The sequence below is a fragment of the Streptomyces sp. PR69 genome (assembly GCF_026420845.1).
Classification (GTDB): domain Bacteria; phylum Actinomycetota; class Actinomycetes; order Streptomycetales; family Streptomycetaceae; genus Streptomyces.
Genome location: NZ_JAOWCB010000004.1, coordinates 1 through 21241, shown reverse-complemented (window position 1 = coordinate 21241; position 21241 = coordinate 1). Strand labels below are relative to the sequence as shown.

The window sequence follows — 21241 nt, the reverse complement described above, 5'->3', positions numbered from 1 at the left end:
GTCAGCCGGGCGCGGACCGCGTCGAGCAGCTCGGGCGTGCAGGGTATCGGCGGAGCCGGACGGTCCTCGGGCAGGCCGCACGCGGCCGCCAGCGCCCCGGGCCGCAGCCCGAGGGGGCTCCGGGCAAGCAGCGGGGCGGCCGCCCGGGAACCACCCGGATCAGCGCTTCGAGCGCGCAGTCCGCGAGATCGTCGTCGTCGGCCGCGGCGAGGGCGGTCAGCTCGGGTACAGCCGGTGCGGCCTGCCGGCCGAGCCTGGCCAGCAGGTCCAGCGCCTCCCGCACGACGTCCGGCTCGTCCGCCGGTGCGGCGTCGCGCAGCAGGGCGGCGAGGGCGGGAACGAGCCTGCCGGGCGCGGCCCGTGAGACGGTGCAGGCGTGGTCGGCGGCCTTCAGCGCCTCCGCCTTCGCCCGCGGGTCGGGGGACCGCAGTGCCGCGTCGAGCAGTGTGTACGCGCTGTCCCTGTCCTCGTCGGCCCCCCGGGCCAGAAGTGCGTTCAGCACATATCGCACGGGGTCGGTGCGCTCCTGGTCGTACGGGGCGAGGACCAGCGGTTCTGCGGGCAGCAGCGACAGCGCCGTCTCGTGGAGGGACTGTGTCCACGGCAGACCCGCGTCCAGGCACATCAGCACGGCGACGATGCGCACGGAGCCGTGGCGCTCGGGGCCGAGGGACGGCAGGGCGAACTCCTCGGCGCACCGGGGGTCGAGGCGCACCAGCCCGGCGAGCAGCTCGGCCCGCACGAGGGGGTCCTGCTCCTCGGCCCAGCGCCGACGCAGCACCGGGGTCGCCTCGGCTGCCGCGCCGGCGCGGGCGGCCGCCCAGGCGGCGGTCTGCCGCACCCGCGGGTCTGCGGCTTCGCCGGTCAGCGGGAGGATCAGAGGCAGCTGAGCGGCCAGGGCACGGCGGCAGGCGGCGGTCTCCGCCGACCGGAGGTGCTCCTTCCGCGGGTCTCCCGTCGTAGCGCCCAGGAACTCCAGCAGCTCGCGGGACTTCCACCCGGCGGCGGCCAGCCGCGCCAGGAACGGGATCGCGGCGGCGGTCGCCCCGCAGACCGCGCCGTCGTCCAGCAGCGTCTCGTAGAGGCCGAGGAAACGGTGTCCGCTTCGTCCTCGTCGTCGCTCGCCAGGGCGCGCAGCATGCCGGGGACGTGCTCCGCGCTGCCGCCGCCGCAGGTGCGCAGTTCCTCCCACGGCACCTGGTCCACGTCCGCGAAGATCTGTGCGATGTCCATGCGCGGAGCATGGCACGGGGGTCTGACATCGCTGACCGGCGCAGGGGGCGCCCCGGTCCGGCACGGCTCAGTGGCCGGGACCTGCCACGGGCTCCCCCGCCGTCGTCTCAGGCACTGTCGTCGCCGTCGTCCCAGTCGCCGTCGTCCCAGTGGCCGTCGGGTGCGACTCGGCGTCAGCCGTGCTCCCGGCCGTACTCGCCTTCCTTCCCAGGTGGTTGAAGGCAAGATTCAGCAGGATCGCCGTGATGCAGCCGGTGGAGATGCCGGAGTCCAGCACCACCAGCAGGTCCTTCGGAAAGGAGTGGTAGAAGGCGGGCGCGGCGATGGGGATCATTCCGACGCCCAGGGACACGGCGACGATCACCGCGTTCTCGCCCTTCTCCAGTGCGGCTGCGGCCAGCGTCTGGATGCCGCTCGCGGCGACGGAGCCGAAGAGCACGATGCCCGCGCCGCCGAGGACCGGCAGCGGGACGAGGGCGATGACGGAGGCGGCGACCGGGAACAGGCCGAGCAGGATCAGGATGCCGCCGCCCGCGGCGACGACGAAGCGGCTGCGCACCTTGGTCATCGCGACCAGGCCGATGTTCTGGGCGAAGGCGCTGCACATAAAGCCGTTGAAGACGGGGCTGAGCGCGCTGCCGAGGGTGTCGGCGCGCAGTCCGCCCTCGATGGTCCGCCGGTCGGCGGGCCGGTCCACGATCCTGCCGAGGGCGAGCATGTCGGCCGTCGACTCGGTCATGCACACCAGCATCACGATGCACATGGAGACGATGGCGGCGATCTCGAACTGCGGTGCGCCGAAGTGGAAGGGGGTCGGGAAGCCGATCAGATCGGCGCTCTTCAGGGCGTCGAAGTCCGTCATGTTCAGCGGGATCGCGACGAGCGTGCCGACCGCCAGGCCGAGCAGGATGGCGATTTGCTGGAGGAAGCCGCGCAGCACCCTGCGCAGGACGAGCACGACGGCCAGAGTGAACGCCGCCATGCAGATGTTGCGCAGCGAGCCGTAGCCGGCGGCCGTGGAGTCGCCGCCCTGGGACCAGTTGAAGGCGACGGGCAGCAGCGAGACGCCGATGAGGGTGATGACAGTGCCGGTGACCACGGGCGGGAAGAAGCGCACCAGCCGGGAGAAGTACGGGGTGAGCAGAAAGCCCAGCAGCCCCGCGACGATGACCGCGCCGAAGATGACGGCGATGCCGTCGGCCCCGCGGTCCTTGCCGATGGCGATCATCGGGGTGACTCCGGCGAAGGAGACGCCGTTGACGAACGGCAGCCGTGCGCCGACCTTCCAGAAGCCAATGGTCTGGAGCAGGGTGGCGAGGCCGGCCGTGAACAGGCTGGCCCCCATCAGGAAGGCCGTCTCCATGGCGCTGAGGCCGACGGCGGGCCCCACGATCATGGGCGGGGCCACCACGCCCGCGTACATGGCGGCCACATGCTGCAGACCGCTGGTGAACATCTTGAACGGCGGGAGCGTCTCGTCGACGGGATGCTTGGGAGCGGCCACGAATGTTCCTCCGGTCGGTTAGACACGTCGGCGGGGACGTGGGTTTCAGGGAGGTGGTGCGGGTGCTGCACGGGGTGGCGCGAGTGGTGTGCACGGACATGCGTCAGGCGCACAGACGGCGGTGCATGGGGACAGCAGTGCACGGGGACGGCGGTACACGGGACCGGCTGGCACGTGTCACCGCACCGGGGGGCACGCACACCGCCTGGCGGCGTCGTACCCCCCGGTCACGGCTGCCGTGGACCCCGCTCGGGTCCACGGCCGGCCGGTCGAGGGCCGTCCCCCTCGACCGGACGTATGGGGGCCTGTCAGTCCTGGGCGGCGATGCGCGCCAGGCGCTGTGCCTCGTCCCGCGTGGAGCGGGCGATGGCGTCCTCGTCGACGGTGGTGAGCCGGCCGTTCTCCACGATGGGCCTGCCGTTGACGAGGGAGAGCGTCACCGGGGCGGCCGCGCCGAAGACCAGCGCGACGACCGGGTCGGCGATGGAGGAGTGGGCGAGCGTGTCCAGCTTCCACAGCACGAGGTCGGCGAGCTTGCCGGCCTCCAGGGAGCCGATCTGGCCGGCGCGGCCGAGGACCTGCGCGCCGCCGTATGTGCCGAGCCGCAGCGCCTGGCGGGCGTTGAGCGCGGCCTCGCGGTGCGCGCCGAGCCGGTTGATGAGCAGGGCGTTGCGCAGTTCGGTGTGGAGCTCCCCGGACTCGTTGGAGGCGGTGCCGTCGACGCCGAGGCCGACCGGGACGCCCGCCTTGAGCATGTCGGGCACGCGCGCGATGCCGGCCGCGAGCCGGGCGTTGGAGGACGGGCAGTGCGCGACGCCGGTCTTGGTGCGCGCGAATGCCTCGATGTCGGAGTCGTTCATATGGACGCAGTGGGCCATCCACACGTCCTCGCCGAGCCAGCCGGTGGACTCGAAGTAGTCGGTCGGTCCCATGCCGAACAGCTCATGGCACCACTTCTCCTCCTCCACGGTCTCCGAGCCGTGGGTGTGCATGCGCACACCGAGCCGGCGGGCCAGTTCGGCGCCCTGCTTGAGCAGTTCGGTGGAGATGGAGAACGGGGAACACGGGGCGACGGCCACCTGGGTCATGGCGTCGAAGGAGGCGTCGTGGTGCCGCTTGACGGTCTCCTCGGTGGCGGCGAGCGCGCCTTCGAGGGTCTCAACGGCGAAGTCCGGCGGCAGACCGCCGTCCTTCTCGCTGCGGTCCATGGAGCCGCGGGCCAGGGTGAAGCGGACACCCATGTCACGGGCGGCGCCGATGATCGCGCCGGACAGGTCGCCGGAGCCGTGCGGGTAGACATAGTGGTGGTCCATGGCGGTGGTGACCCCGCCGCGGGCCATCATGGCGAGGGACCCCTGCGCGGCCGAGCGGACCATGGGCTCGTCGATGCGCGCCCAGGTCGGGTACAGCGCCACCAGCCAGTTGAAGAGGTTGTGGTCGGTGGCCAGGCCACGGGTGATCCACTGGTAGAAGTGGTGGTGCGTGTTGACCAGGCCGGGCGTGACCAGGTGGCCGGTGCCGTCGATACGGCGTACGACGCCCGCGAGGCCCTCGGGAGCCTTGCCGGCCCCGACCGACTCGATCCGGTTGCCGGCGACGACGATATGACCGGAGGCGTACTCGGTGTCGTCGGCGTCAACGGTCGCGATGGCGCAGTTCTCGATGACGATGCGCTCGATGCCAGGGGCTGCCGATCCTGCCATGGCGGATCCTCGTTCTTTCTGTGGCGGTTTGGGCACGGCAGGGCCCTACGGGATTTGAGTGCCGGAGCCGGAACCTGCAGCTGGCGGTGCTGCCGTCCGTGGGGGTGCTCCGGGTGCCGAGGTGGTGAAGGCGCTGCGGGACGCTCCCCGGCGACGGATGTGCCTCATACGGGAGTTCCCTTTCTGGTGTTGCGGGGGTGCGGCCCCCGCCGGCGCCGGGCCGGCGGAGACGCTGCCCTGTCCGTCCCGGGACCGGTCAGAGGTTGGTCATGTCGACCGGTATCTGCGGCTCTGCTCCGTCGCGCAGCACGGTGGCCTCGATCAGGCCGTACGGGCGGTCGGCGGCGAAGTAGACCTCGTTGTCGTTCTTGAGCCCGAAGGGCTCCAGGTCGACGAGGAAGTGGTGCTTGTTCGGCAGGGAGAAGCGGATCTCGTCGATCTCACTGCGGCTGTTGATGATGCGCGAACCCATCTGGTACAGGGTCTGCTGCAGCGACAGGGAGTAGGTCTCCGCGAACGCCTGGAGCATGTGCTTCCTCGCCTGCGCATAGGACTTGTCCCAGTTCGGCATGCGCTCCTCGTCGCTGGACCAGCTGTAGCGCCACTGGGCCGCCACCTGGGTCGCGAGGATGCGGTCGTACGCCTCCTGGAGCGTCGTGTACTTGTCCTTGACGTAGCCCCAGAATTCGGAGTTCGTCGAGTTCATCACGACGAGATCCTTCAGACCGGAGATGACCTGCCACTTCTCGCCGTCGAAGGTGATCTGCGCCGTGCGGATCTCCTGGCCCTTGCGGACGAAGGAGTGCTTGACGTCGTCGGCGCCGATGAACTTGGAGTTGCCGTCGGAGGTCTCGATGCGCTCCCAGGCGTACTCCTCGATCCGGATGCGCGCCCGGTGGATCGGCTCCTGCGAGGTCACGAAGTGACGGGCGAGGTGGATGCCGAACTGCTCGGCGGAGTCGATGCCGTACTCCTTGGCGAACGCGTACACCGTGTTTTTGGTGGTGTCGGTCGGCAGGACGTTGGCGTTGGAGCCGGAGTAGTGGACGTCGTCCATGTCGCCGGAGAGGGCGACGGAGACGTTCAGATCCTTGATGTGGTGCGTGTCGCCGTCCCGCGTGATCCGAACGACGCGGTTCTCTGCTTTGCCGTACTGGTTCTGGCCGAGAATCGTAGGCATTTCTCTGCTAGCTCCCTCGGTAAACGGAGTAGCCGAACGGGTTGAGCAGCAGCGGTACGTGGTAGTGCTCGCCCGGTACGACGGCGAAGGTGATCGCCACCTCGGGGAAGAACACGCCGCTGTCCCGTGTCGCGGGGGCGTCCTGCTGTGCCTCGGCTTGCTTCTTGACGAAGTACGCCTCGGTCTCGAAGTCGAGACGTACATGGGTGGTGCCTTCCGGCAGCGCCGGCAGGTTCTTGCAGCGCCCGTCCGCGTCGGTGGCGCCGCCGCCGAGCGCCGTCCACTCGGCGTCGCCGCCGCTGCGGGCCGCGAGCCGGATGGCGACGCCCTCGGCGGGGCGGCCGGCGCTGGTGTCCAGGATATGCGTGGACACGGAGGCCGTGGTCTGTGTGCTCATGCGCTCTCTTCCTCCATGAGGTCCCCCTTGAGGTCCTCCATGAGGCGGGTCAGCCGGATACGGTTGATCTTGCCCAGCTCGGTGCGGACGATCTCCCGCTCCTGCTCGGGCGTGTTCCCGATCCGCTCACGGACGGCGTCGCGCATCTGCGCACCGGTACGGCCGGTGGCGCAGATCAGGAAGACATGGCCGAACTTGTCCTGATAGGCCAGGTTGAGTTCGAGCATCTCGGCCTTGAGCTCCTCGGAGGCGCCGGCCATCCCCCGCTGCTCGCGGGCGGAGGCCGGGTCCCCCGGCTTCGGCCGGCCGATCGGCGGGTGCCCCGCCATCGCCTCGGCCAGGTCCTCGGCGCTCAGCTCCGCCATGGCGGCGTCACCGGCGGCGAACAGGGCGTCCGCGGTGGCGTACGGGCGCTGGGCGAGCAGCTTGCGCCCCCACGCCGAACTGGCGCACACCTCGTGCAGGGCGGCCAGCGCCGCACCGCTCTCCAAGGCGTTGAAACGGGCGAGGCCCGGGATCGAGGACGAGGTCACGGGTGCCTCCGTGGTGCTTCTCGCGGTGCGTGGACGGGCTGCGGACAGCTAACGCCCTTGGGCGACGCAACGTCAACACTTTGTTGAAAACTCGTCGACGAGGGGGAGTCCCCGGTGACGCCGTGTACGCACCACGGGTACGGGGGGTAATCCCCCACCCCGAAATCGAGCCCCGCCGGCGTTTGAGGCGCGGGGGTCCGGGGGCGGAGCCCCCGGTTACGCGTTCTTCGCCGCGTTCTCGCGATTCAGGTAGTTGTACACCGTAAACCGGCTCACCCCCAGCGCCCCCGCCACCGTCTCCACCCCGTGCCTCACAGAGAACGCCCCGCGCGCCTCCAGCGTGCGGACGACCTGCTGTTTTGTCTTGCGGTCGAGTTCGGACAGCGGTCTGCCGTGGGTGCGTTCCATCGCGGCCAGGATGTGGTCCAGGGACTCCGAGAGCTGCGGCAGCCGGACGGCGAGGACGTCCTCGCCGTCCCAGGAGAGGACGACATCGTCGGCCCCCGCCTGGCCGGGCTCGAGTATTTCCGCGCCCATGGCGTCGACGAGCGGTTTCACCGCGGCGGCGAAGGGGTGGTCACGGCGCTCGGTCATCGCTCTCCCACCTCTCCGGCGCTGTCCGCGCCGATGACGTTGACCTGGAGCGAGACGCGGGTGGCCCCGGCCTCAAGGGCGCGCCGCAGCAGCGCGTCCACGGCGGTGAGCACCTGCTCCGCACCGCCTTCGGCCGTGTTCCCGAACGGCCCGACGTCCACCGCGTCCAGCTCGGCGGCCTGGATGACCTCGCGCGCGACGACCGCGTGTGCAGGTGCCTCGTCGAGGTCGAAGGGTTCGGTCGTGAACTCGACTCGCAATCGCTCCATGGGGGTCACCGTAGCGGGGTTTTCCCCGGGGCCCTCTTGACAAGCGCGGCAGCCCGGCTGCAATCTTCCATTAAGCAGAAATGAACTTCCGCAATACGGAAGGAGCGCATGCCCCTCATGGGATACACGGACCAGCGCTTCGATGTGAACCTCTCGATCCTCTTCACGGAACTCCCGCTGCTGGAGCGTCCCGCGGCCGCCGCCGCGGCCGGCTTCGGCGCGGTCGAGCTGTGGTGGCCCTGGATCGAGACCCCCACCCCCGCCCAGGCGGAGCTCGACGCCCTGAAGAAGGCGATCGAGGATGCCGGGGTCCAGCTGGTGGGACTGAACTTCTACGCGGGGAAGCTGCCCGGACCGGACCGGGGCGCGCTCTCCGTCCCCGGCGAGGAGTCCGACCGCTTCCGCGCCAACATCGACGTGGCCGCGGACTTCGCCGCCTCGGTCGGCTGCAAGGCGCTCAACGCGCTGTACGGCAACCGCGTCGAGGGTGCGGACCCGTCCGCGCAGGACGAACTCGCCCTGGAGAACCTGATCCTGGCCGCCCGCGCGGCCGACCGGATCGGGGCGACCCTGCTGGTCGAGACGCTCAACAAGCCGGAGTCCCCGCTCTACCCGCTGGTGAGCGCTCCCGCCGCGATCGAGGTCGTGGACAAGGTGAACGCGGCGACCGGCCTCGGCAATGCCAGGTTCCTGCTCGACATCTACCACCTGTCGATGAACGGCGAGGACGTCGGCCAGGTCATCGAGGCGTACGCCGACAAGACCGGCCATGTCCAGATCGCCGACAACCCGGGCCGCGGCGCGCCGGGCACCGGCTCGCTGCCGTTGGCGGACCTGCTGGACCAGCTCAGGAAGGCCGGTTACGACGGCTGGGTTGGCCTGGAGTACAAGGCCGGCGACCGCCCGAGCGCCGAGTCCTTCGACTGGCTGCCGCGCGAGGCCCGAGCGGCCCGCTGACCGCCGAAGCGGCCACCTCACCCCCGTACCACGAGCTTTGAAAGAGGCACCCCCGCCATGAGCGCACTTCCCAAGGTTGCATGGATCGGTCTCGGCATCATGGGCTCCCCCATGTCCGAGAACCTGATCAAGGCCGGCTACTCGGTCACCGGCTTCACCCTCGAACAGGAGAAGCTCGACCGCCTCGCCGCCGCAGGCGGCGCCGCCGCGGGCTCGATCGCCGAGGCCGTCAGGGACGCCGATGTCATCATCACGATGGTGCCCGCCTCCCCGCAGGTCGAGGCGATCTCCTACGGCCCCGACGGCATCCTGGAGAACGCCAGGCGGGGTGCGCTGCTGATCGACATGTCCTCGATCACCCCGCAGACCTCCGTGGACCTGGCCGCGGCCGCCGGGGAGAAGGGCATCCGCGTGCTGGACGCCCCGGTCTCCGGCGGCGAGGCGGGCGCCATCGAGGCGGTGCTGTCCATCATGGTCGGCGGCGAGCAGGCCGATTTCGACGCCGCCAAGCCGGTCTTCGAGGCGCTGGGCAAGACCATCGTGCTCTGCGGCCCGCACGGCTCCGGCCAGACCGTGAAGGCCGCCAACCAGCTGATCGTCGCCGTCAACATCCAGGCCTGCGCCGAAGCCGTGGTCTTCCTGGAGAAGTCCGGCGTGGACCTCGCCGCCGCGCTCGACGTCCTCAACGGCGGTCTGGCCGGCTCCACCGTGCTGACCCGCAAGAAGGACAACTTCCTCAACCGCGACTTCAAGCCGGGCTTCCGGATCGACCTGCACCACAAGGACATGGGCATCGTCACCGACGCCGCCCGCAACGTCGGCGCGGCCCTGCCCGTCGGTGCGACGGTCGCCCAGCTGGTCGCCTCGCTGCGCGCCCAGGGCGACGGCGGTCTGGACCACTCGGCTCTGCTGCGCGCCGTCGAGCGCCTCTCCGGCCGGCAGATCTGAGTCCCGTCAGTCCCGGCCGTTCCGGCCTCCCAGACTTCCGGGCGGCGGCGGCGCTGACACCTGTCCTGTCGCGCCCAGGCGTCGCCGCCGCCCGGAACCACACTCGGAAATTTCAACAAACTGTTGACGCCAGATGCGGGGCTTCTTACGCTCCTGACACCGTCAGCAGCTCCAGCACGGAAGGTCCACGATGTCGAAGCGCGTGCTTACGTCGCGAATTCTCACTACGGAGGCTGGCGCCCCCGTCGCCGACAACCAGAACTCCGCCACCGCCGGCGTCGGTGGCCCGCTCCTCCTCCAGGACCAGCACCTGCTGGAGAAGCTCGCCCGCTTCAACCGTGAGCGCATCCCGGAGCGCGTGGTGCACGCCCGCGGCTCCGGCGCGTACGGCTACTTCGAGGTGACCGACGACGTCACCGGCTTCACGAAGGCCGACTTCCTGAACACCGTCGGCAAGCGCACCGAGGTCTTTCTGCGCTTCTCGACCGTGGCCGACTCGCTCGGCGGCGCGGACGCGGTGCGCGACCCGCGCGGATTCGCCGTGAAGTTCTACACCGAGGAGGGCAACTACGACCTCGTCGGCAACAACACCCCGGTGTTCTTCATCAAGGACCCGATCAAGTTCCCCGACTTCATCCACTCGCAGAAGCGCGACCCGTTTACCGGCAAACAGGAGCCGGACAACGTCTGGGACTTCTGGGCGCACGCCCCCGAGGCGACACACCAGGTGACCTGGCTGATGGGCGACCGCGGCATCCCCGCCTCGTACCGGCATATGAACGGCTACGGCTCGCACACCTACCAGTGGACCAATGCCGACGGCGAGGCCTTCTTCGTCAAGTACCACTTCAAGACGAACCAGGGCATCCGCTCCCTGAGCAGCGAGCAGGCTGCCGAGCTGGCGGGCAAGGACCCCAACTCGCACCAGACGGACCTGCTCCAGGCCATCGAGCGCGGGGTCAACCCGTCCTGGACGCTGTACGTGCAGATCATGCCGGCCGCCGAGGCCGCGGAGTACCGCTTCAACCCGTTCGACCTCACCAAGGTGTGGCCGCACGCCGACTACCCGCTGCAGCGCGTGGGCCGGCTGGTCCTCGACCGCAACCCGGACAACGTCTTCGCCGAGGTCGAGCAGGCCGCTTTCTCCCCGAACAACTTCGTGCCCGGCATCGGCCCGTCCCCGGACAAGATGCTCCAGGGCCGGCTGTTCGCCTACGCGGACGCGCACCGCTACCGGCTGGGCGTCAACCACACGCAGCTGCCGGTGAACGCCCCCAAGGCGGTTCCCGGAGGGGCCGCGGACAACTACGGCCGTGACGGCTTCATGGCCACCCGCAACGGCTCCCGCCACGACAAGAACTACGAGCCCAACTCCTACCAGGGCCCGGCCCAGACCGACGCCGCGCTCTCCGCCCCGCTCGCCGTCTCCGGCTACACGGGCGCCCACGCGGCCCCCGCCCATGTCAAGGACGACGACTTCTTCCAGGCGGGCGAGCTGTACCGGCTGATGTCCGAGGAGGAGAAGTCCCGCCTGATCGCGAACATCGCGGGCGGCCTGTCCCAGGTCACGCGCGACGACGTGATCGAGAAGAACCTGGCGCACTTCCACGCGGCCGACGAGGACTACGGCCGCCGCGTGGAGGAGGCGGTCCGCGCCCTGCGCGAGGACTGACCTATACGGCCACCACGGTGGCGACCGCCACGACGGTCGCCGCACAAGCCGCGTACGGGACCTGACGGGAGGTCATGCTCCGTACGCTGCCCGAACCGCAGGCCCGGATGAGGGGTGGCCCGCGGCAAGGGCAGGGACGAGGACCGCAGCGGCGGCGATGCCAGTGCGGTGGTGAAGGTTCGAGGGCGCTCTGTCTGACCTGACGTCAGAGCGCTCCGCGAACCGATCGCCCCGCTGCGGTCCCAGCCCGCACTCTCCGCCCGGCGGCGCGAACGTCCTGGTCACGCCAGCCTCGCACCGTCGGGCGGCAACAACCCCTACGGCCTGGGCGACTTCAGCCGCCAGGGCGGACGGCCGCAGCCACGCCCAGGTGTCCGCGACCGTCTCGGCGGCCGGCCGGCAGCGGAGCCCGGCGGCCAGGGCCCGTGAGACATCGCCGCGGTGCAGCGCGTCATGCAGCTCACTGCCGGGCGGGCGCCAGATCGGCAGATCGCTCCACGGTGCGACGCCCGCCGCCTCGATCGTCGCCGGGTCCGTCCACACCAGTTTCGCGTCGGACCCGGTGGCGTCGACACCCAGTGCGTTGCGGTCCGTCTTTCCGTTGTCGTTGAGCGGCGCGCCGCCCAGCAGCCGGATGCGGGCCGGCACCATATGCAGCGGCATCTGGTCGCGCAGCCATGCGTCGAGCGCCGCCGGGTCCACCGCGCGTCCGGCGAAGGCCGCGGCAAGCTCGGTCTCGCCGTCGTCCGCGGGCAGTGCGACCACCGCGGCGTCGGCCACCTGCGGATGGCGGCGCAGCACCGCCTCCAGACGTCGTCCACGTGCGCGAGGCACTCCTCCCTGGTCCCCGAGAACCCGGCCTCCCGCCACCCGGTGGGCAGCTCCCGGCCCTCCGCCCAGATCGAGTACTGCTCCTCGCCGTTGAGCACCACGACGAACCGGTCGCCGTCCTCGTTCCGGACCACGCCCCACCTCCAGGGATGACGTGGACAACGTCCCCAGCCTGGGCCGCCGCGCGCACCCGGCACAAGGCCGACCCCATGGAAGGTCCCGAACGCCCGGATCGGTTCCTTCGATTACCGCAGACGGGTCTCCAGGCCGTCCAGCACCCGCTCCAGCCCGTACTGGAAATCCCTCTCCCGGGCGGCCCGGGGGTCCTTGCCCCGCTGCTGCGCATAGCTCTCGCGCAGCCGGGGATAGGCCAGGGCGGCCTGTTCCGCCGCCGGCCACAGCCGCTCCACCCACTCCTGCTCGTCCTGGCCGCTGCGGGCCAGAACCGTCAGCCAGGCGGCCTCGCTGGTCGCCATGCCCGTGACATAGGCGATGAGCGTCGCCATGGCCGGGTCCGCCTCGTCCGCCGGGAACCCCGCCGAGGTGAACACGCCGAGCAGCCCCTCCGACAGGCGCATCCAGTTCGGACCGAGGTACGACATGCCCATCTCGCCCAGCACCGAGGCGATCCAGGGGTGGCGCAGCATCGTGCCGCGCAGGCTGTGCGCGCACTGGGCCGCTTCCTCGCGCCAGCGCGCGGGGTCCGTGGCGCCTGGTGCGTCGATCTCACCGTAGATCTCGTCCACGGCCAGCTCGATCAGCTCGTCCTTGTTGGCCACGTGCCGGTACAGCGACGTGGCTCCCGCGCCGAGCCGGTTGCCCAGCTTGCGCATGCTCAGCGCGTCGATGCCCTCTGTGTCGAGCAGGCGCACGGCTTCGGTGACGATCTGCTCCCTGCTCAGCGCCGGCTGCTCCCGTCCACCCCGCGGACGGGTCCACACCGACGGGATCGCCTGCTCCCGGGAGGGGGATCGGGATGGCATGGGCTTCCTCCTCGTCCGCAAGCGTGAGTTCGCTGTCCAGTCGCTGCAGTTGATCACCGGCTGCGTCCCGCGACAACGGCGACGACCTTAGCGCACACCCTACGCATGCTGCGTACAGCCGCAACGGCCCGGGAACGCCGTCGGCGTTCAGCGGCCGGCGTGCGCCGTGTCTGGCTTCTCCCGAGACCCGCCACGCACTCTGGCCGGCGAGCGCCGCGCAGGGTGAGTGCCTCATTGTCGGCTCAGAGTCACCGCTTGTGCGCGGCGCATGATTGTGCGTACAGTGTGCGCATCCTGAGAATGCTGTACGCGTCGTCGTCGATGGAGGGGTCATGCCGCAGAAGGAGAAGGTCAGTTGGGACACCCAGGGCAACTGGGAGGCCAGCGGCAGCTGGGGCGCAGCCGACTCGCAGAGGCGCAGGTTCTACGTCGATCACTGGCAGGCCCGTCTCGACCGGCTGCGCGAGGCCCACCATGTGCCGGGCGCCTGCCTGGCCGTTCTCGCCCATGGCCAGGTCCACGAGATGGCGAGCGGCATCCTGCACCGCGGGACCGGCGTCGAGGCGACCTCCGACTCGGTGTTCCAGCTCGGCTCGCTGGCCAAGATCTATACGGCCACCCTGGTCATGCAGCTCGTCGACGAGGGCCGTCTGGACCTCGACGCGCCCGTGACGGACGTGCTGCCCGACTTCACCGCGGGGGACCCCGGGACCACCCGGCTCATCACCGTCCGCCGACTGCTCTCCCACACCAGCGGGCTCACCTGTGACTTCACCTATGACTCCGGGCGCGGTGACGACTGCCTCGCCCGCTATGTCGAGGCCGCCGCGGAGGTGGGGCTCGACTGCCCTCCCGGCACGGCCGTCTCGTACAGCAGCCTCGGCTACAACGTGCTCGGCCGGATCGTGGAGGTGCTCACCGGGAGCACCTGGGACGAGGCGCTCAGGGAACGGCTGCTCACGCCCCTGGGGCTGACCAGGACCATGACCCTGCCCGAGGAGGCGCTGGCGCACCGCACGGCGATGGGGCACCTCGGCGATCTGGGGCAGGACCCGGACCCGGCGCCGGCCTGGGATCTGATGCCGCGGTCGGCGGGCCCGTACGGGCGGGTGCTCGCCGCCGCCGGGGACGTCGTACGGCTTGCCAAGATGCACCTCGACGGCGGCCTTGCCGCGGACGGCGCCCGACTGCTCACCCACGGCGGCGTCCGCGCGATGCAGCGGCGCGAGGTCGACGTGCCCGACAAGTGGACGGTCAGCGCGGACGGCTGGGGTCTGGGCTGGACCCTCTACGACTGGTTCGGCGCGCCGGGCTTTGGGCACGACGGGGCGTCGATCGGACAGTACGGCTTCCTCCGGGTGGCACCCGAGGCGGGCGTCGTGGTGGTGCTGCTCACCAACGGCGGCGACGCACGCCGGCTGTACGAGGAGCTGTTCGGCGAGCTGCTGCGCGAACTGGCCGGGGTGCGGTTGCCGGCGCCGTTCGGGCCGCCCGCGCAGCCGCCCGCCGTGGACCTCGCTCCGCTGACCGGGGTCTACGAGCGGGAGGGTGTGCGCATCACCGTCAGCGAGCAGGGAGGCGCGGGGCGTCTGGTGTACGAGTTCGTTGGCGGGATGAAGGACTTCTCGCCGCCGCTGGAGATGGACCTCGTGCCCGTCGCGCCGCAGGTCTTCGCGGGGCCGGGCTCCGGGGCGTACAGCGCGGACTGGATGCCGGTGGTGTTCTCCACGCTCGCGGACGGCACGGGATGCGTGTACATCGGCATGCGGGCGGCGCCGAAGGTCGCCTGATCCCGGGGTGTGCGAGGAGGCCCGCCCGCGGCCCGGCGTGGCGGGGCGGGGCGGGACCCCTCGGGTTGAGCGCTCAGCGGACGGCCGGCGCCGGTGCGCCCGGCCTCAGCAGGGGACCGCCACCCGCGACGCGGTCCGTGCGATCGATCCGCCGCTGGCGATCGGGATCGCGGACAGCATCTCGGGCGGGAAGTCGAAGGCGTCGACCAGGGTCATCATGTGCGGAGCGAGGTCGGCCACGACGGCGTCCAGCGCATCGGGCAGTTCCCGCACCTGATCAGCGGTCAGATGCCCCTCGGCGAGCAGATCCCCTGTGTGCTCGCGGATCTGGCGCAGCAGGAACAGCCGGCACAGGGAGAGAAGCAGCGACCGGGCCGTCGGGTCCGCAGCCCGCTCCGCCGCGGCCGCGAGCGCGTCCGCGGCCTGCAGCCGGGCGTGGACGGACACCATCTCCAGGGCCGAGGCAGAGGTGACGTTCCAGCGGCCGATCGGGTCGCCGGCCGGACCGGCGCGCAGGGCTGTGCGGGCGCGCGCCTGCCAGACCGCCTCGACCTGGGCGAACAGGCCCCTGAGGAAGGGCAGGTCCGCCAGGCCGCCGGCCGGCATGGCGTCCGGCAGGGCCGTCTGATGGCCGAAGACCATCTCGGACGCGGCCTTCACCCAGATCACCAGGTTGTCGCCCTCGGCGGTGATGCCGCCCTCGATGCTGGCCGGCAGATCCGCGATGCCGTTCTCGGGGAACAGGCCCTGCGCGCCGCAGCGTTCGCGGCACTCGGCGGTGATCGTCCGGGCCTGCCAGGTGATCCAGCCCTTGGCGATCGCCGTGAGCCGCTCGACCTCCTCGCGGTTCTCCTCGGTGTGGGTGGCGGGCTGGTCACCTCCGCCAACGACGCGTTCACCAGTGCGATGTCGGCGAGCTTCCTGGCCGGAGGCGCGGGTGTCGTCGCCGCCGCCGTGCTCGCCCTCTTCCTGATGAAGAGCGGCAAGGGCACGGCGGCGGCCGACGCGGAGTCGCGGCCCGGCGAGGAGTCGTCGAAGCCGCTGGTCGACGCCGGCCACTGAACCACGCCCCACGGCCGCCGGGATCCCCCGTACCCGGCACTCGGCCAGGGCCTCCGCCCGACGCCCGAGCCTCAACCCCCGAGGCTCGGGCGTCGGCCTGCGTGCCCGTTGTCGATCGTGGAGAGTTGTCCATGAAATCGAGGACGTGGGGACTGAGGGGTGTGGGGGTACGACGAGCAGGGACGGCGCTTCTGTCAACTCGATTTGCGGTTGCTCGACGATGGCACTCGGCTGCTGCGCAGATATGTCCACACGTACGAGTACGACGGTCCGGACGCCATCGAGATCTCCGGAGCCTGCCGTGAGGGCTCACTGGAGCTGTTTCCCACGGGAGCGGCGATCCGGAGGCGCAAGCCCGGTCCGAGGGGCGGATCGCAGCGGTCCGGCTCAAGGTGAGTGATGAGCCTGTGTCGGTGTGGGAGATGGGGCTGGGCGAGGGCGAAGACGCCAGGCTCCTCGAAGCCGGCCACGCCTACGGGTACGACACGGACTCAGCGCTGGGCGGGTTCGCCGACGCGGAGGCATGGCCGATCCTGGCAGGGCGGTGGCGGGAGGCGCTGGAGGAGAGCCTCCCAGGTGTGGTGGAAGACCTGCCCTACTACTTCAGCCGGGTGTCGACGAGGACTTCGCCGCCGACCTTGTGCAGTTCTGGACCGGCGGTGATGGGACGTACCCCGTCTGGGTGGGGCGGGGTACGTCCGGGGAGGTTGCCGCCGTCGTGGTGAAGACGGGGTGCCTGCCCGGCCTCACGGTGCGGTGAGCTCCAGGAAACGGGACCAGGTGGGGGCGGAGACGGTGAGGTGGGGGCTGGGGTGGAGCTTGGAGTCGCGGATGTGGACGGTGTCGGGGGAGGAGGCGACCTCGACGCAACTATCTCCGTCGCCGCTGCTGTAGCTGGACTTCCGCCAGGAGAGGGCCACTTCGACGCAGTCGTCACCCGAGCTGCCGCTGTAGCTGCTCTTGAACCAGACCAGATCCGTGCTCATAGCGCTCCTCGCAGTCTCTTCAGCAGATCCGCGGAGTCTTCCGGGGTGAGTGCCTGCGAACGCAGTTTCGCATACCGCATCTGGAGTGTGCTGATGGTGTTCCGGTCGGAGATGAACTGTCCGCTCTCCTGCCCCTCGCAGTAGGCGAAGCGCTCGAGCTGCGGGGTCTCCAGGATGCGCATGGGGCCGTCCATGGCGCAGTGCTCCTCCCTGATCAGGGGCATGAGCTGGATCGCGACATTCCGCAGCGACCCGACGTCCAGCACATGGTCGATGAGCCCCCGTGTGACCTCGACTCCGCCCATCCTGCGCAGGAACAGATGCTCCTCCAGTACAAAGCTGAAGGCGCAGTTCGGCCGTTCCGTCAGCAGGCGCTGACGTTCCTGTCGGGCCGTCAGCTGCTCGGCGATCTGCTCGTCACTCAGTGGCGGAATGCGGTTCTCGAACAGCTTGCGTGCGTACGCCTCGCTCTGCAACAGGCCCGGCACCAGCCGGCACTCGTACGTGTCGAGCCACCGCGCCTCCCGCTCCAGCGCCGCCCACCTCAGGAACCATGTCGCCAGCCCCGGGTTGCTCCGCGACACATGCTTGGCCGCCCGCTTGATGACGCCGAACGCGTCCAGCGCCTCATCCGCCAACTCCGGGAACTGGGGCGGCGGAAACCGCCGCCCCAGTTCCACCGAGGCCACCGTGTGCTTCGAGCAGCACACCTTGGGCGCGAACTCCTCCCGCGACAGGCCCCGGTGTTCCCGGAAGGCCTTGACTACCTCCCCGAAGCCCTTAAGGCTGTCGGAGGCCTCGTCGTTGGTGCTGCTGTTGTCGTTGTCGTTGCCGTTGTCGTTGTAGTCGGCCATATCCCGGACACCTTTCCCACGGTCGCTCCTCCCCGCTGCAACTCGTCCAGGTTTATGGCCGGTACGCCGTACTGTCTACCGATTGTGCATGTACAGATACCCACCGTATGAGTACGGCGGCCCCGTACGCGCGGCGCTGCGTGACTGCTGTGCGGTCAGCCCTTCAGCTGCTCGTACGCCGGGAGCGTGAGGAAGTCCTCGTAGTTCTCGTCCAGCGCGACCTTCAGCAGCAGGTCGTGGGCCTGCTGCCAGTTGCCGGAGGTGAAGGCTTCCTCGCCGATCTCCTCGCGGATGGCGGCGAGTTCCTCGGCGGCGACCTTGCGGGCGAGGTCGGGGGTGGCGCGTTCGCCGTTTTCGAAGGTGACGCCTGCGTTGATCCACTGCCAGATCTGGGAGCGGGAGATCTCGGCGGTGGCGGCGTCCTCCATCAGGTTGAAGATGGCGACCGCGCCCAGGCCGCGGAGCCATGCCTCGATATAGCGGATGCCGACCTGGACGGCGTTGCGGAGGCCCTCGTACGTCGGGCGGGCGTCGAGGGTGTCGATGGCGATCAGGTCGCCGGGGGCCACGGAGACGTCCTCGCGGAGGCGGTCCTTCTGGTTGGGCTTGTCGCCGAGGACCGCGTCGAAGGAGGCCATGGCGATCGGGACGAGGTCGGGGTGGGCGACCCAGGAGCCGTCGAAGCCGTCGTGCGCCTCGCGGTCCTTGTCGGCCTTGACCTTCTCGAAGGCGACCTTGTTCACCTCGGCGTCGCGGCGCGAGGGGATGAAGGCGGCCATGCCGCCGATGGCGTGCGCGCCGCGCTTGTGGCAGGTGCGGACGAGGAGTTCGGTGTACGCGCGCATGAAGGGCGCGGTCATCGTCACCGCGTTGCGGTCGGGGAGGACGAACTTCTCGCCGCCGTCGCGGAAGTTCTTGACGATGGAGAAGAGGTAGTCCCAGCGGCCCGCGTTGAGGCCGGAGGCGTGGTCGCGGAGCTCGTAGAGGATCTCCTCCATCTCGTACGCGGCCGTGATCGTCTCGATGAGGACGGTGGCGCGGACGGTGCCCTGCGGGATGCCCAGGTAGTCCTGGGCGAAGACGAAGACGTCGTTCCAGAGGCGGGCCTCCAGATGCGACTCGGTCTTCGGGAGGTAGAAGTACGGCCCCTTGCCCAGCTCGATCAGGCGCTTGGCGTTGTGGAAGAAGTACAGGCCGAAGTCGGCCAGCGCGCCGGGGACCGCACGGCCGTCCAGCTGGAGGTGGCGCTCGTCCAGATGCCAGCCGCGGGGGCGCATCACGACCGTGGCCAGCTCCTCGGCGGGGCGCAGGGCGTAGGACTTGCCGGTGCGCTCGTCCGTGAAGTCGATGTTCCGGGTGTAGGCGTCGATCAGATTGAGCTGGCCGAGGACGACGTTCTCCCAGGTGGGGGCGGAGGCGTCCTCGAAGTCGGCGAGCCAGACCTTCGCGCCGGAGTTTAGCGCGTTGATCGTCATCTTGCGGTCGGTCGGTCCGGTGATCTCGACGCGGCGGTCGTTCAGCGCGGCCGGGGCCGGGGCGACCCGCCAGGAGGCGTCGGCGCGGATCGCGGCCGTCTCCGGAAGGAAGTCGAGGGTGGAGGTGCGGGCGATCTCGGCGCGGCGTTCGGCGCGGCGGGCGAGGAGCTCATCACGGCGGGGCGTGAAGTTCCGGTGCAGCTCGGCCACGAAGGCGAGGGCCGCATCGGTGAGGACCTCGTCCTGCCTCGGCAGGGGCTCGGCGTCGACGATGGCCAGCGGGGACGGCGCTGGTGCGGACATGAACGGTCACTTCCTTCGGGCGGGCTTCACGGGCGGTGCCGGGCGGCCGTCGGGGTGAGCGGGCGGCGCGCCGCGGTGCGGCGGACGTGCTCACGGCACTGAGTGCCAAGGCTCCGAGGGATCGGTCGCAGGCGCCGTCGCGTTGTCGGGCGCTTCTGATCAGTGGATAGTAGTTATCGCATAGTGGAAGTTCAATGGTTTGTTGATATCGAGATTCTCTGAGTCGACAGACCATGGCTCTCAGTGCCATGCCGTTCACTCAAGGTGGGCGAGATCGTCCGGGGTGTCGATGTCGTACGCCTCGGCCACATCCCCGCACTCGACCAGCGTGACGTCCGAGGCGTGCGCCGCCAGATAGGCGCGCGCACCGCGGTCGCCTTCCGCGCTCGCCGCGACGCCCTCCCAGTGGTCCGCGCCGAACAGCACGGGATGCCCGCGCTCGCCGCCGTACGCGGCCGCCGCCAGAGTGGCGGGGGAGCGGTACGCGGCACGGACCCGGCCCACGGCCCGTACGCCGATCCCGGGCTGGTCCACCAGGGACACCAGCGCCGCGTCCGCGCCCGTCCCCGCCAGCGACGCAAGCCCCGCGCGCAGCGACGAGCCCATGCCCTCCTCCCACGCCGGGTTGTCCACCACCGTGCAGCCGGTCAGCCCGGCCGCCGCCCGCACCCGCTCGGCCGCCGCGCCCAGCACCACATGCACCGGGCCGCAGCCCGCCTCCCGCAGCACCGCCGCGGCATGCTCGACCAGCGGACGCCCGCGGTGCGTCAGCAGCGCCTTCGGGCGGCCGCCGAGCCGCCGCCCGCCGCCCGCGGCGAGCAGCAGGCCCGCGACCACCGGCAGCCGGCGGCCGTGGTCCTCCGTCAGTTCCGACGTGTCTCTCATGGGCCATCCATATCGCACGTGGGGACGGGCGGGCGCGCCCTGCGGGGGTGACGCGGCCTTGGATAAAGTGCAGCCTCCGACAGCGAAGTTCACCATGGGGGACGAGAGCCGAATGAGCGCGAGTGCACAGCAGGGCACGGTCTTCAAGCCGCTGGGGGAGGACGACCCGCGGCATGTCGCGGGGTACCGGCTCGCCGCTCGGCTCGGGGCCGGCGGCATGGGCAAGGTGTATCTGTCGTACACGCTCGGCGGACGGCCCGTCGCCATCAAGGTCATCCGGCCCGACTTCGGCCAGGACGCGGAGTTCCGCCGCCGGTTCGCCCAGGAAGTGCAGGCCGCCCAGCGCGTCCAGGGCCTCTACACCGCCCCCGTCATCGACGCCGACCCCGACGCCAAGCAGCCGTGGCTCGCCACCGCGTACGTCCCCGGCCCCTCCCTCGCCGACGCCGTCACCCAGCACGGCAAACTCCCCGTCGAGACCGTGCTGTTGCTCGTCGCCGGAATCGCCGAGGCTCTCCAGGTCATCCACGGAGCGGGCATCGTGCACCGCGACCTCAAGCCCGCCAATGTGCTGCTCGCCGCCGACGGGCCGCGCGTCATCGACTTCGGCATCGCCCGCGCCGCCGACGCCACCTCGCTCACCAGCAGCGGCGTCACCATCGGCACGCCGTCGTTCATGGCCCCGGAGCAGGCCGCGGGCAGCCAGGTCACCCCGGCGACCGACATCTTCGCGCTGGGGCAGGTCGCCGCGTACGCCTCCACCGGCAGCCCCGCGTTCGGCGAGGGCACCTCGCACGGGGTGCTGTACCGGATCGTGCACGAGGAGCCCGATCTGACCGGGGTGCCGGAGCGGCTGCGGGAGCTGGTGACGCGCTGCCTGGCCAAGGAGCCGCAGGACCGGCCCTCGGTCGCCGAGCTGCTGACCATCTGTCAGGAGGCTGCCGCGGAGACGGTGCTCAGGCGGCCCGAGGAGTGGCTGCCGAGCGCGGTCGCCGCAGAGATAGGCACCCGCAAGGCGGCGCCCGCGCCGGCGGCGGCAGCGCCCGAGGCCGCCGTGCCGCCGGCCTCGCCTCCGCCGGCCT

General features: G+C 70.7%; 20 protein-coding genes and 3 pseudogenes. 6 read left to right on the top strand and 17 right to left on the bottom strand.

Annotated elements, in window-relative coordinates:
* Position 1 precedes the first annotated feature (1 nt).
* From OF819_RS04940 to OF819_RS04905, 8 genes are all read right to left on the bottom strand, one after another.
* Positions 2-1192 carry a HEAT repeat domain-containing protein gene (locus OF819_RS04940; protein ID WP_267242095.1) on the bottom strand — a complete coding sequence of 397 codons (1191 nt, stop codon included), beginning with the start codon at positions 1190-1192 and terminating at the stop codon, positions 2-4.
* A gap of 108 nt (positions 1193-1300) precedes the next feature.
* Positions 1301-2689: a nucleobase:cation symporter-2 family protein gene (locus OF819_RS04935; protein ID WP_267242317.1), complete on the bottom strand. Its 1389-nt coding sequence runs from the start codon at positions 2687-2689 to the stop codon at positions 1301-1303.
* 356 nt (positions 2690-3045) lie between these two features.
* Complete coding sequence (locus OF819_RS04930) at positions 3046-4440, bottom strand: 8-oxoguanine deaminase (RefSeq protein WP_267242094.1); 1395 nt, start codon at positions 4438-4440, stop codon at positions 3046-3048.
* Positions 4441-4696: 256 nt separating this feature from the next.
* The gene (gene pucL / locus OF819_RS04925) at positions 4697-5620 is read right to left on the bottom strand and encodes a factor-independent urate hydroxylase (protein WP_267242093.1); all 924 of its coding nucleotides are present in this window, start codon (positions 5618-5620) and stop codon (positions 4697-4699) included.
* A gap of 7 nt (positions 5621-5627) precedes the next feature.
* The gene (gene uraH, locus OF819_RS04920; protein WP_267242092.1) at positions 5628-6017 is read right to left on the bottom strand and encodes a hydroxyisourate hydrolase; all 390 of its coding nucleotides are present in this window, start codon (positions 6015-6017) and stop codon (positions 5628-5630) included.
* Positions 6014-6550 carry a 2-oxo-4-hydroxy-4-carboxy-5-ureidoimidazoline decarboxylase gene (gene uraD, locus OF819_RS04915; protein ID WP_267242091.1) on the bottom strand — a complete coding sequence of 179 codons (537 nt, stop codon included), beginning with the start codon at positions 6548-6550 and terminating at the stop codon, positions 6014-6016. Before uraD ends, uraH begins: the two co-directional genes overlap by 4 nt.
* A gap of 216 nt (positions 6551-6766) precedes the next feature.
* Positions 6767-7144: a helix-turn-helix domain-containing protein gene (locus OF819_RS04910; protein WP_267242090.1), complete on the bottom strand. Its 378-nt coding sequence runs from the start codon at positions 7142-7144 to the stop codon at positions 6767-6769.
* Positions 7141-7413: a hypothetical protein gene (locus OF819_RS04905; RefSeq protein ID WP_267242089.1), complete on the bottom strand. Its 273-nt coding sequence runs from the start codon at positions 7411-7413 to the stop codon at positions 7141-7143. The genes OF819_RS04910 and OF819_RS04905 overlap by 4 nt, the downstream gene beginning before the upstream one ends.
* Positions 7414-7530: 117 nt before the next feature.
* Here OF819_RS04905 and OF819_RS04900 point away from each other — a divergent pair, with 117 nt between their 5' ends.
* From OF819_RS04900 to OF819_RS04890, 3 genes are all read left to right on the top strand, one after another.
* Complete coding sequence (locus OF819_RS04900; protein WP_267242088.1) at positions 7531-8370, top strand: TIM barrel protein; 840 nt, start codon at positions 7531-7533, stop codon at positions 8368-8370.
* 57 nt (positions 8371-8427) lie between these two features.
* A complete protein-coding gene (locus OF819_RS04895) occupies positions 8428-9318 on the top strand; it encodes a 2-hydroxy-3-oxopropionate reductase (protein ID WP_267242087.1) in 891 nt (296 codons plus the stop codon).
* 190 nt (positions 9319-9508) lie between these two features.
* Positions 9509-10990, top strand: a complete 1482-nt coding sequence (locus OF819_RS04890; protein ID WP_267242086.1) for a catalase — start codon at positions 9509-9511, stop codon at positions 10988-10990.
* A 354-nt stretch (positions 10991-11344) separates the two neighbouring features.
* Here the strand turns inward: OF819_RS04890 and OF819_RS04885 are convergent.
* The 4 genes and pseudogenes from OF819_RS04885 to OF819_RS04870 all read right to left on the bottom strand — a co-directional run.
* Positions 11345-11563 (bottom strand): annotated as a pseudogene (locus tag OF819_RS04885) (reductase); the annotation flags it as partial.
* Positions 11564-11644: 81 nt separating this feature from the next.
* Positions 11645-11755 (bottom strand): annotated as a pseudogene (locus OF819_RS04880) (hypothetical protein); the annotation flags it as partial.
* Between the two features lie 110 nt (positions 11756-11865).
* Positions 11866-11919 (bottom strand): annotated as a pseudogene (locus OF819_RS29205) (MbtH family protein); the annotation flags it as partial.
* Between the two features lie 147 nt (positions 11920-12066).
* Positions 12067-12804 carry a TetR/AcrR family transcriptional regulator gene (locus OF819_RS04870; protein ID WP_267242085.1) on the bottom strand — a complete coding sequence of 246 codons (738 nt, stop codon included), beginning with the start codon at positions 12802-12804 and terminating at the stop codon, positions 12067-12069.
* Between the two features lie 332 nt (positions 12805-13136).
* Between OF819_RS04870 and OF819_RS04865 the strand changes: the two genes are divergently transcribed.
* Positions 13137-14594, top strand: coding sequence for a serine hydrolase domain-containing protein (locus OF819_RS04865; RefSeq protein WP_267242084.1), 1458 nt, complete (start codon positions 13137-13139; stop codon positions 14592-14594).
* Positions 14595-14699: 105 nt separating this feature from the next.
* Here OF819_RS04865 and OF819_RS04860 read toward each other — a convergent pair whose 3' ends face one another.
* A complete protein-coding gene (locus tag OF819_RS04860; RefSeq protein WP_267242083.1) occupies positions 14700-15668 on the bottom strand; it encodes an acyl-CoA dehydrogenase in 969 nt (322 codons plus the stop codon).
* A 359-nt stretch (positions 15669-16027) separates the two neighbouring features.
* Between OF819_RS04860 and OF819_RS04855 the strand changes: the two genes are divergently transcribed.
* On the top strand, positions 16028-16381 hold the full coding sequence (locus OF819_RS04855; RefSeq protein WP_267242316.1) for a DUF4241 domain-containing protein: 354 nt from the start codon (positions 16028-16030) through the stop codon (positions 16379-16381).
* 21 nt (positions 16382-16402) lie between these two features.
* On the opposite strand, the gene OF819_RS04850 is transcribed toward OF819_RS04855, so the two are convergent.
* The 4 genes from OF819_RS04850 to OF819_RS04835 all read right to left on the bottom strand — a co-directional run bounded on the left by OF819_RS04850 (position 16403) and on the right by OF819_RS04835 (position 20159).
* Positions 16403-16642 carry a DUF397 domain-containing protein gene (locus OF819_RS04850; RefSeq protein WP_267242082.1) on the bottom strand — a complete coding sequence of 80 codons (240 nt, stop codon included), beginning with the start codon at positions 16640-16642 and terminating at the stop codon, positions 16403-16405.
* Positions 16639-17496, bottom strand: coding sequence for a helix-turn-helix domain-containing protein (locus OF819_RS04845; protein WP_267242081.1), 858 nt, complete (start codon positions 17494-17496; stop codon positions 16639-16641). The genes OF819_RS04850 and OF819_RS04845 overlap by 4 nt, the downstream gene beginning before the upstream one ends.
* A 155-nt stretch (positions 17497-17651) precedes the next feature.
* On the bottom strand, positions 17652-19274 hold the full coding sequence (gene aceB / locus OF819_RS04840; protein ID WP_267242080.1) for a malate synthase A: 1623 nt from the start codon (positions 19272-19274) through the stop codon (positions 17652-17654).
* A gap of 255 nt (positions 19275-19529) precedes the next feature.
* The gene (locus tag OF819_RS04835) at positions 19530-20159 is read right to left on the bottom strand and encodes a nucleotidyltransferase family protein (RefSeq protein WP_267242079.1); all 630 of its coding nucleotides are present in this window, start codon (positions 20157-20159) and stop codon (positions 19530-19532) included.
* 112 nt (positions 20160-20271) lie between these two features.
* Here OF819_RS04835 and OF819_RS04830 point away from each other — a divergent pair.
* Positions 20272-21241, top strand: a 970-nt coding sequence (locus OF819_RS04830) for a serine/threonine-protein kinase (protein WP_267242078.1), incomplete at its 3' end; no start/stop codon positions are given.

Coding starts and splice junctions, on each gene's coding strand:
- OF819_RS04910 (WP_267242090.1), bottom strand. CDS start 7,144: ATGACCGAGCGCCGTGACCACCCCTTCGCCGCCGCGGTGAAACCGCTC.
- aceB (WP_267242080.1), bottom strand. CDS start 19,274: ATGTCCGCACCAGCGCCGTCCCCGCTGGCCATCGTCGACGCCGAGCCC.
- OF819_RS04935 (WP_267242317.1), bottom strand. CDS start 2,689: ATGTTCACCAGCGGTCTGCAGCATGTGGCCGCCATGTACGCGGGCGTG.
- OF819_RS04900 (WP_267242088.1), top strand. CDS start 7,531: ATGGGATACACGGACCAGCGCTTCGATGTGAACCTCTCGATCCTCTTC.
- OF819_RS04835 (WP_267242079.1), bottom strand. CDS start 20,159: ATGAGAGACACGTCGGAACTGACGGAGGACCACGGCCGCCGGCTGCCG.
- pucL (WP_267242093.1), bottom strand. CDS start 5,620: ATGCCTACGATTCTCGGCCAGAACCAGTACGGCAAAGCAGAGAACCGC.
- uraH (WP_267242092.1), bottom strand. CDS start 6,017: ATGAGCACACAGACCACGGCCTCCGTGTCCACGCATATCCTGGACACC.
- OF819_RS04905 (WP_267242089.1), bottom strand. CDS start 7,413: ATGGAGCGATTGCGAGTCGAGTTCACGACCGAACCCTTCGACCTCGAC.
- OF819_RS04895 (WP_267242087.1), top strand. CDS start 8,428: ATGAGCGCACTTCCCAAGGTTGCATGGATCGGTCTCGGCATCATGGGC.
- OF819_RS04845 (WP_267242081.1), bottom strand. CDS start 17,496: ATGGCCGACTACAACGACAACGGCAACGACAACGACAACAGCAGCACC.
- OF819_RS04930 (WP_267242094.1), bottom strand. CDS start 4,440: ATGGCAGGATCGGCAGCCCCTGGCATCGAGCGCATCGTCATCGAGAAC.
- OF819_RS04850 (WP_267242082.1), bottom strand. CDS start 16,642: ATGAGCACGGATCTGGTCTGGTTCAAGAGCAGCTACAGCGGCAGCTCG.
- OF819_RS04890 (WP_267242086.1), top strand. CDS start 9,509: ATGTCGAAGCGCGTGCTTACGTCGCGAATTCTCACTACGGAGGCTGGC.
- OF819_RS04865 (WP_267242084.1), top strand. CDS start 13,137: ATGCCGCAGAAGGAGAAGGTCAGTTGGGACACCCAGGGCAACTGGGAG.
- OF819_RS04870 (WP_267242085.1), bottom strand. CDS start 12,804: ATGCCATCCCGATCCCCCTCCCGGGAGCAGGCGATCCCGTCGGTGTGG.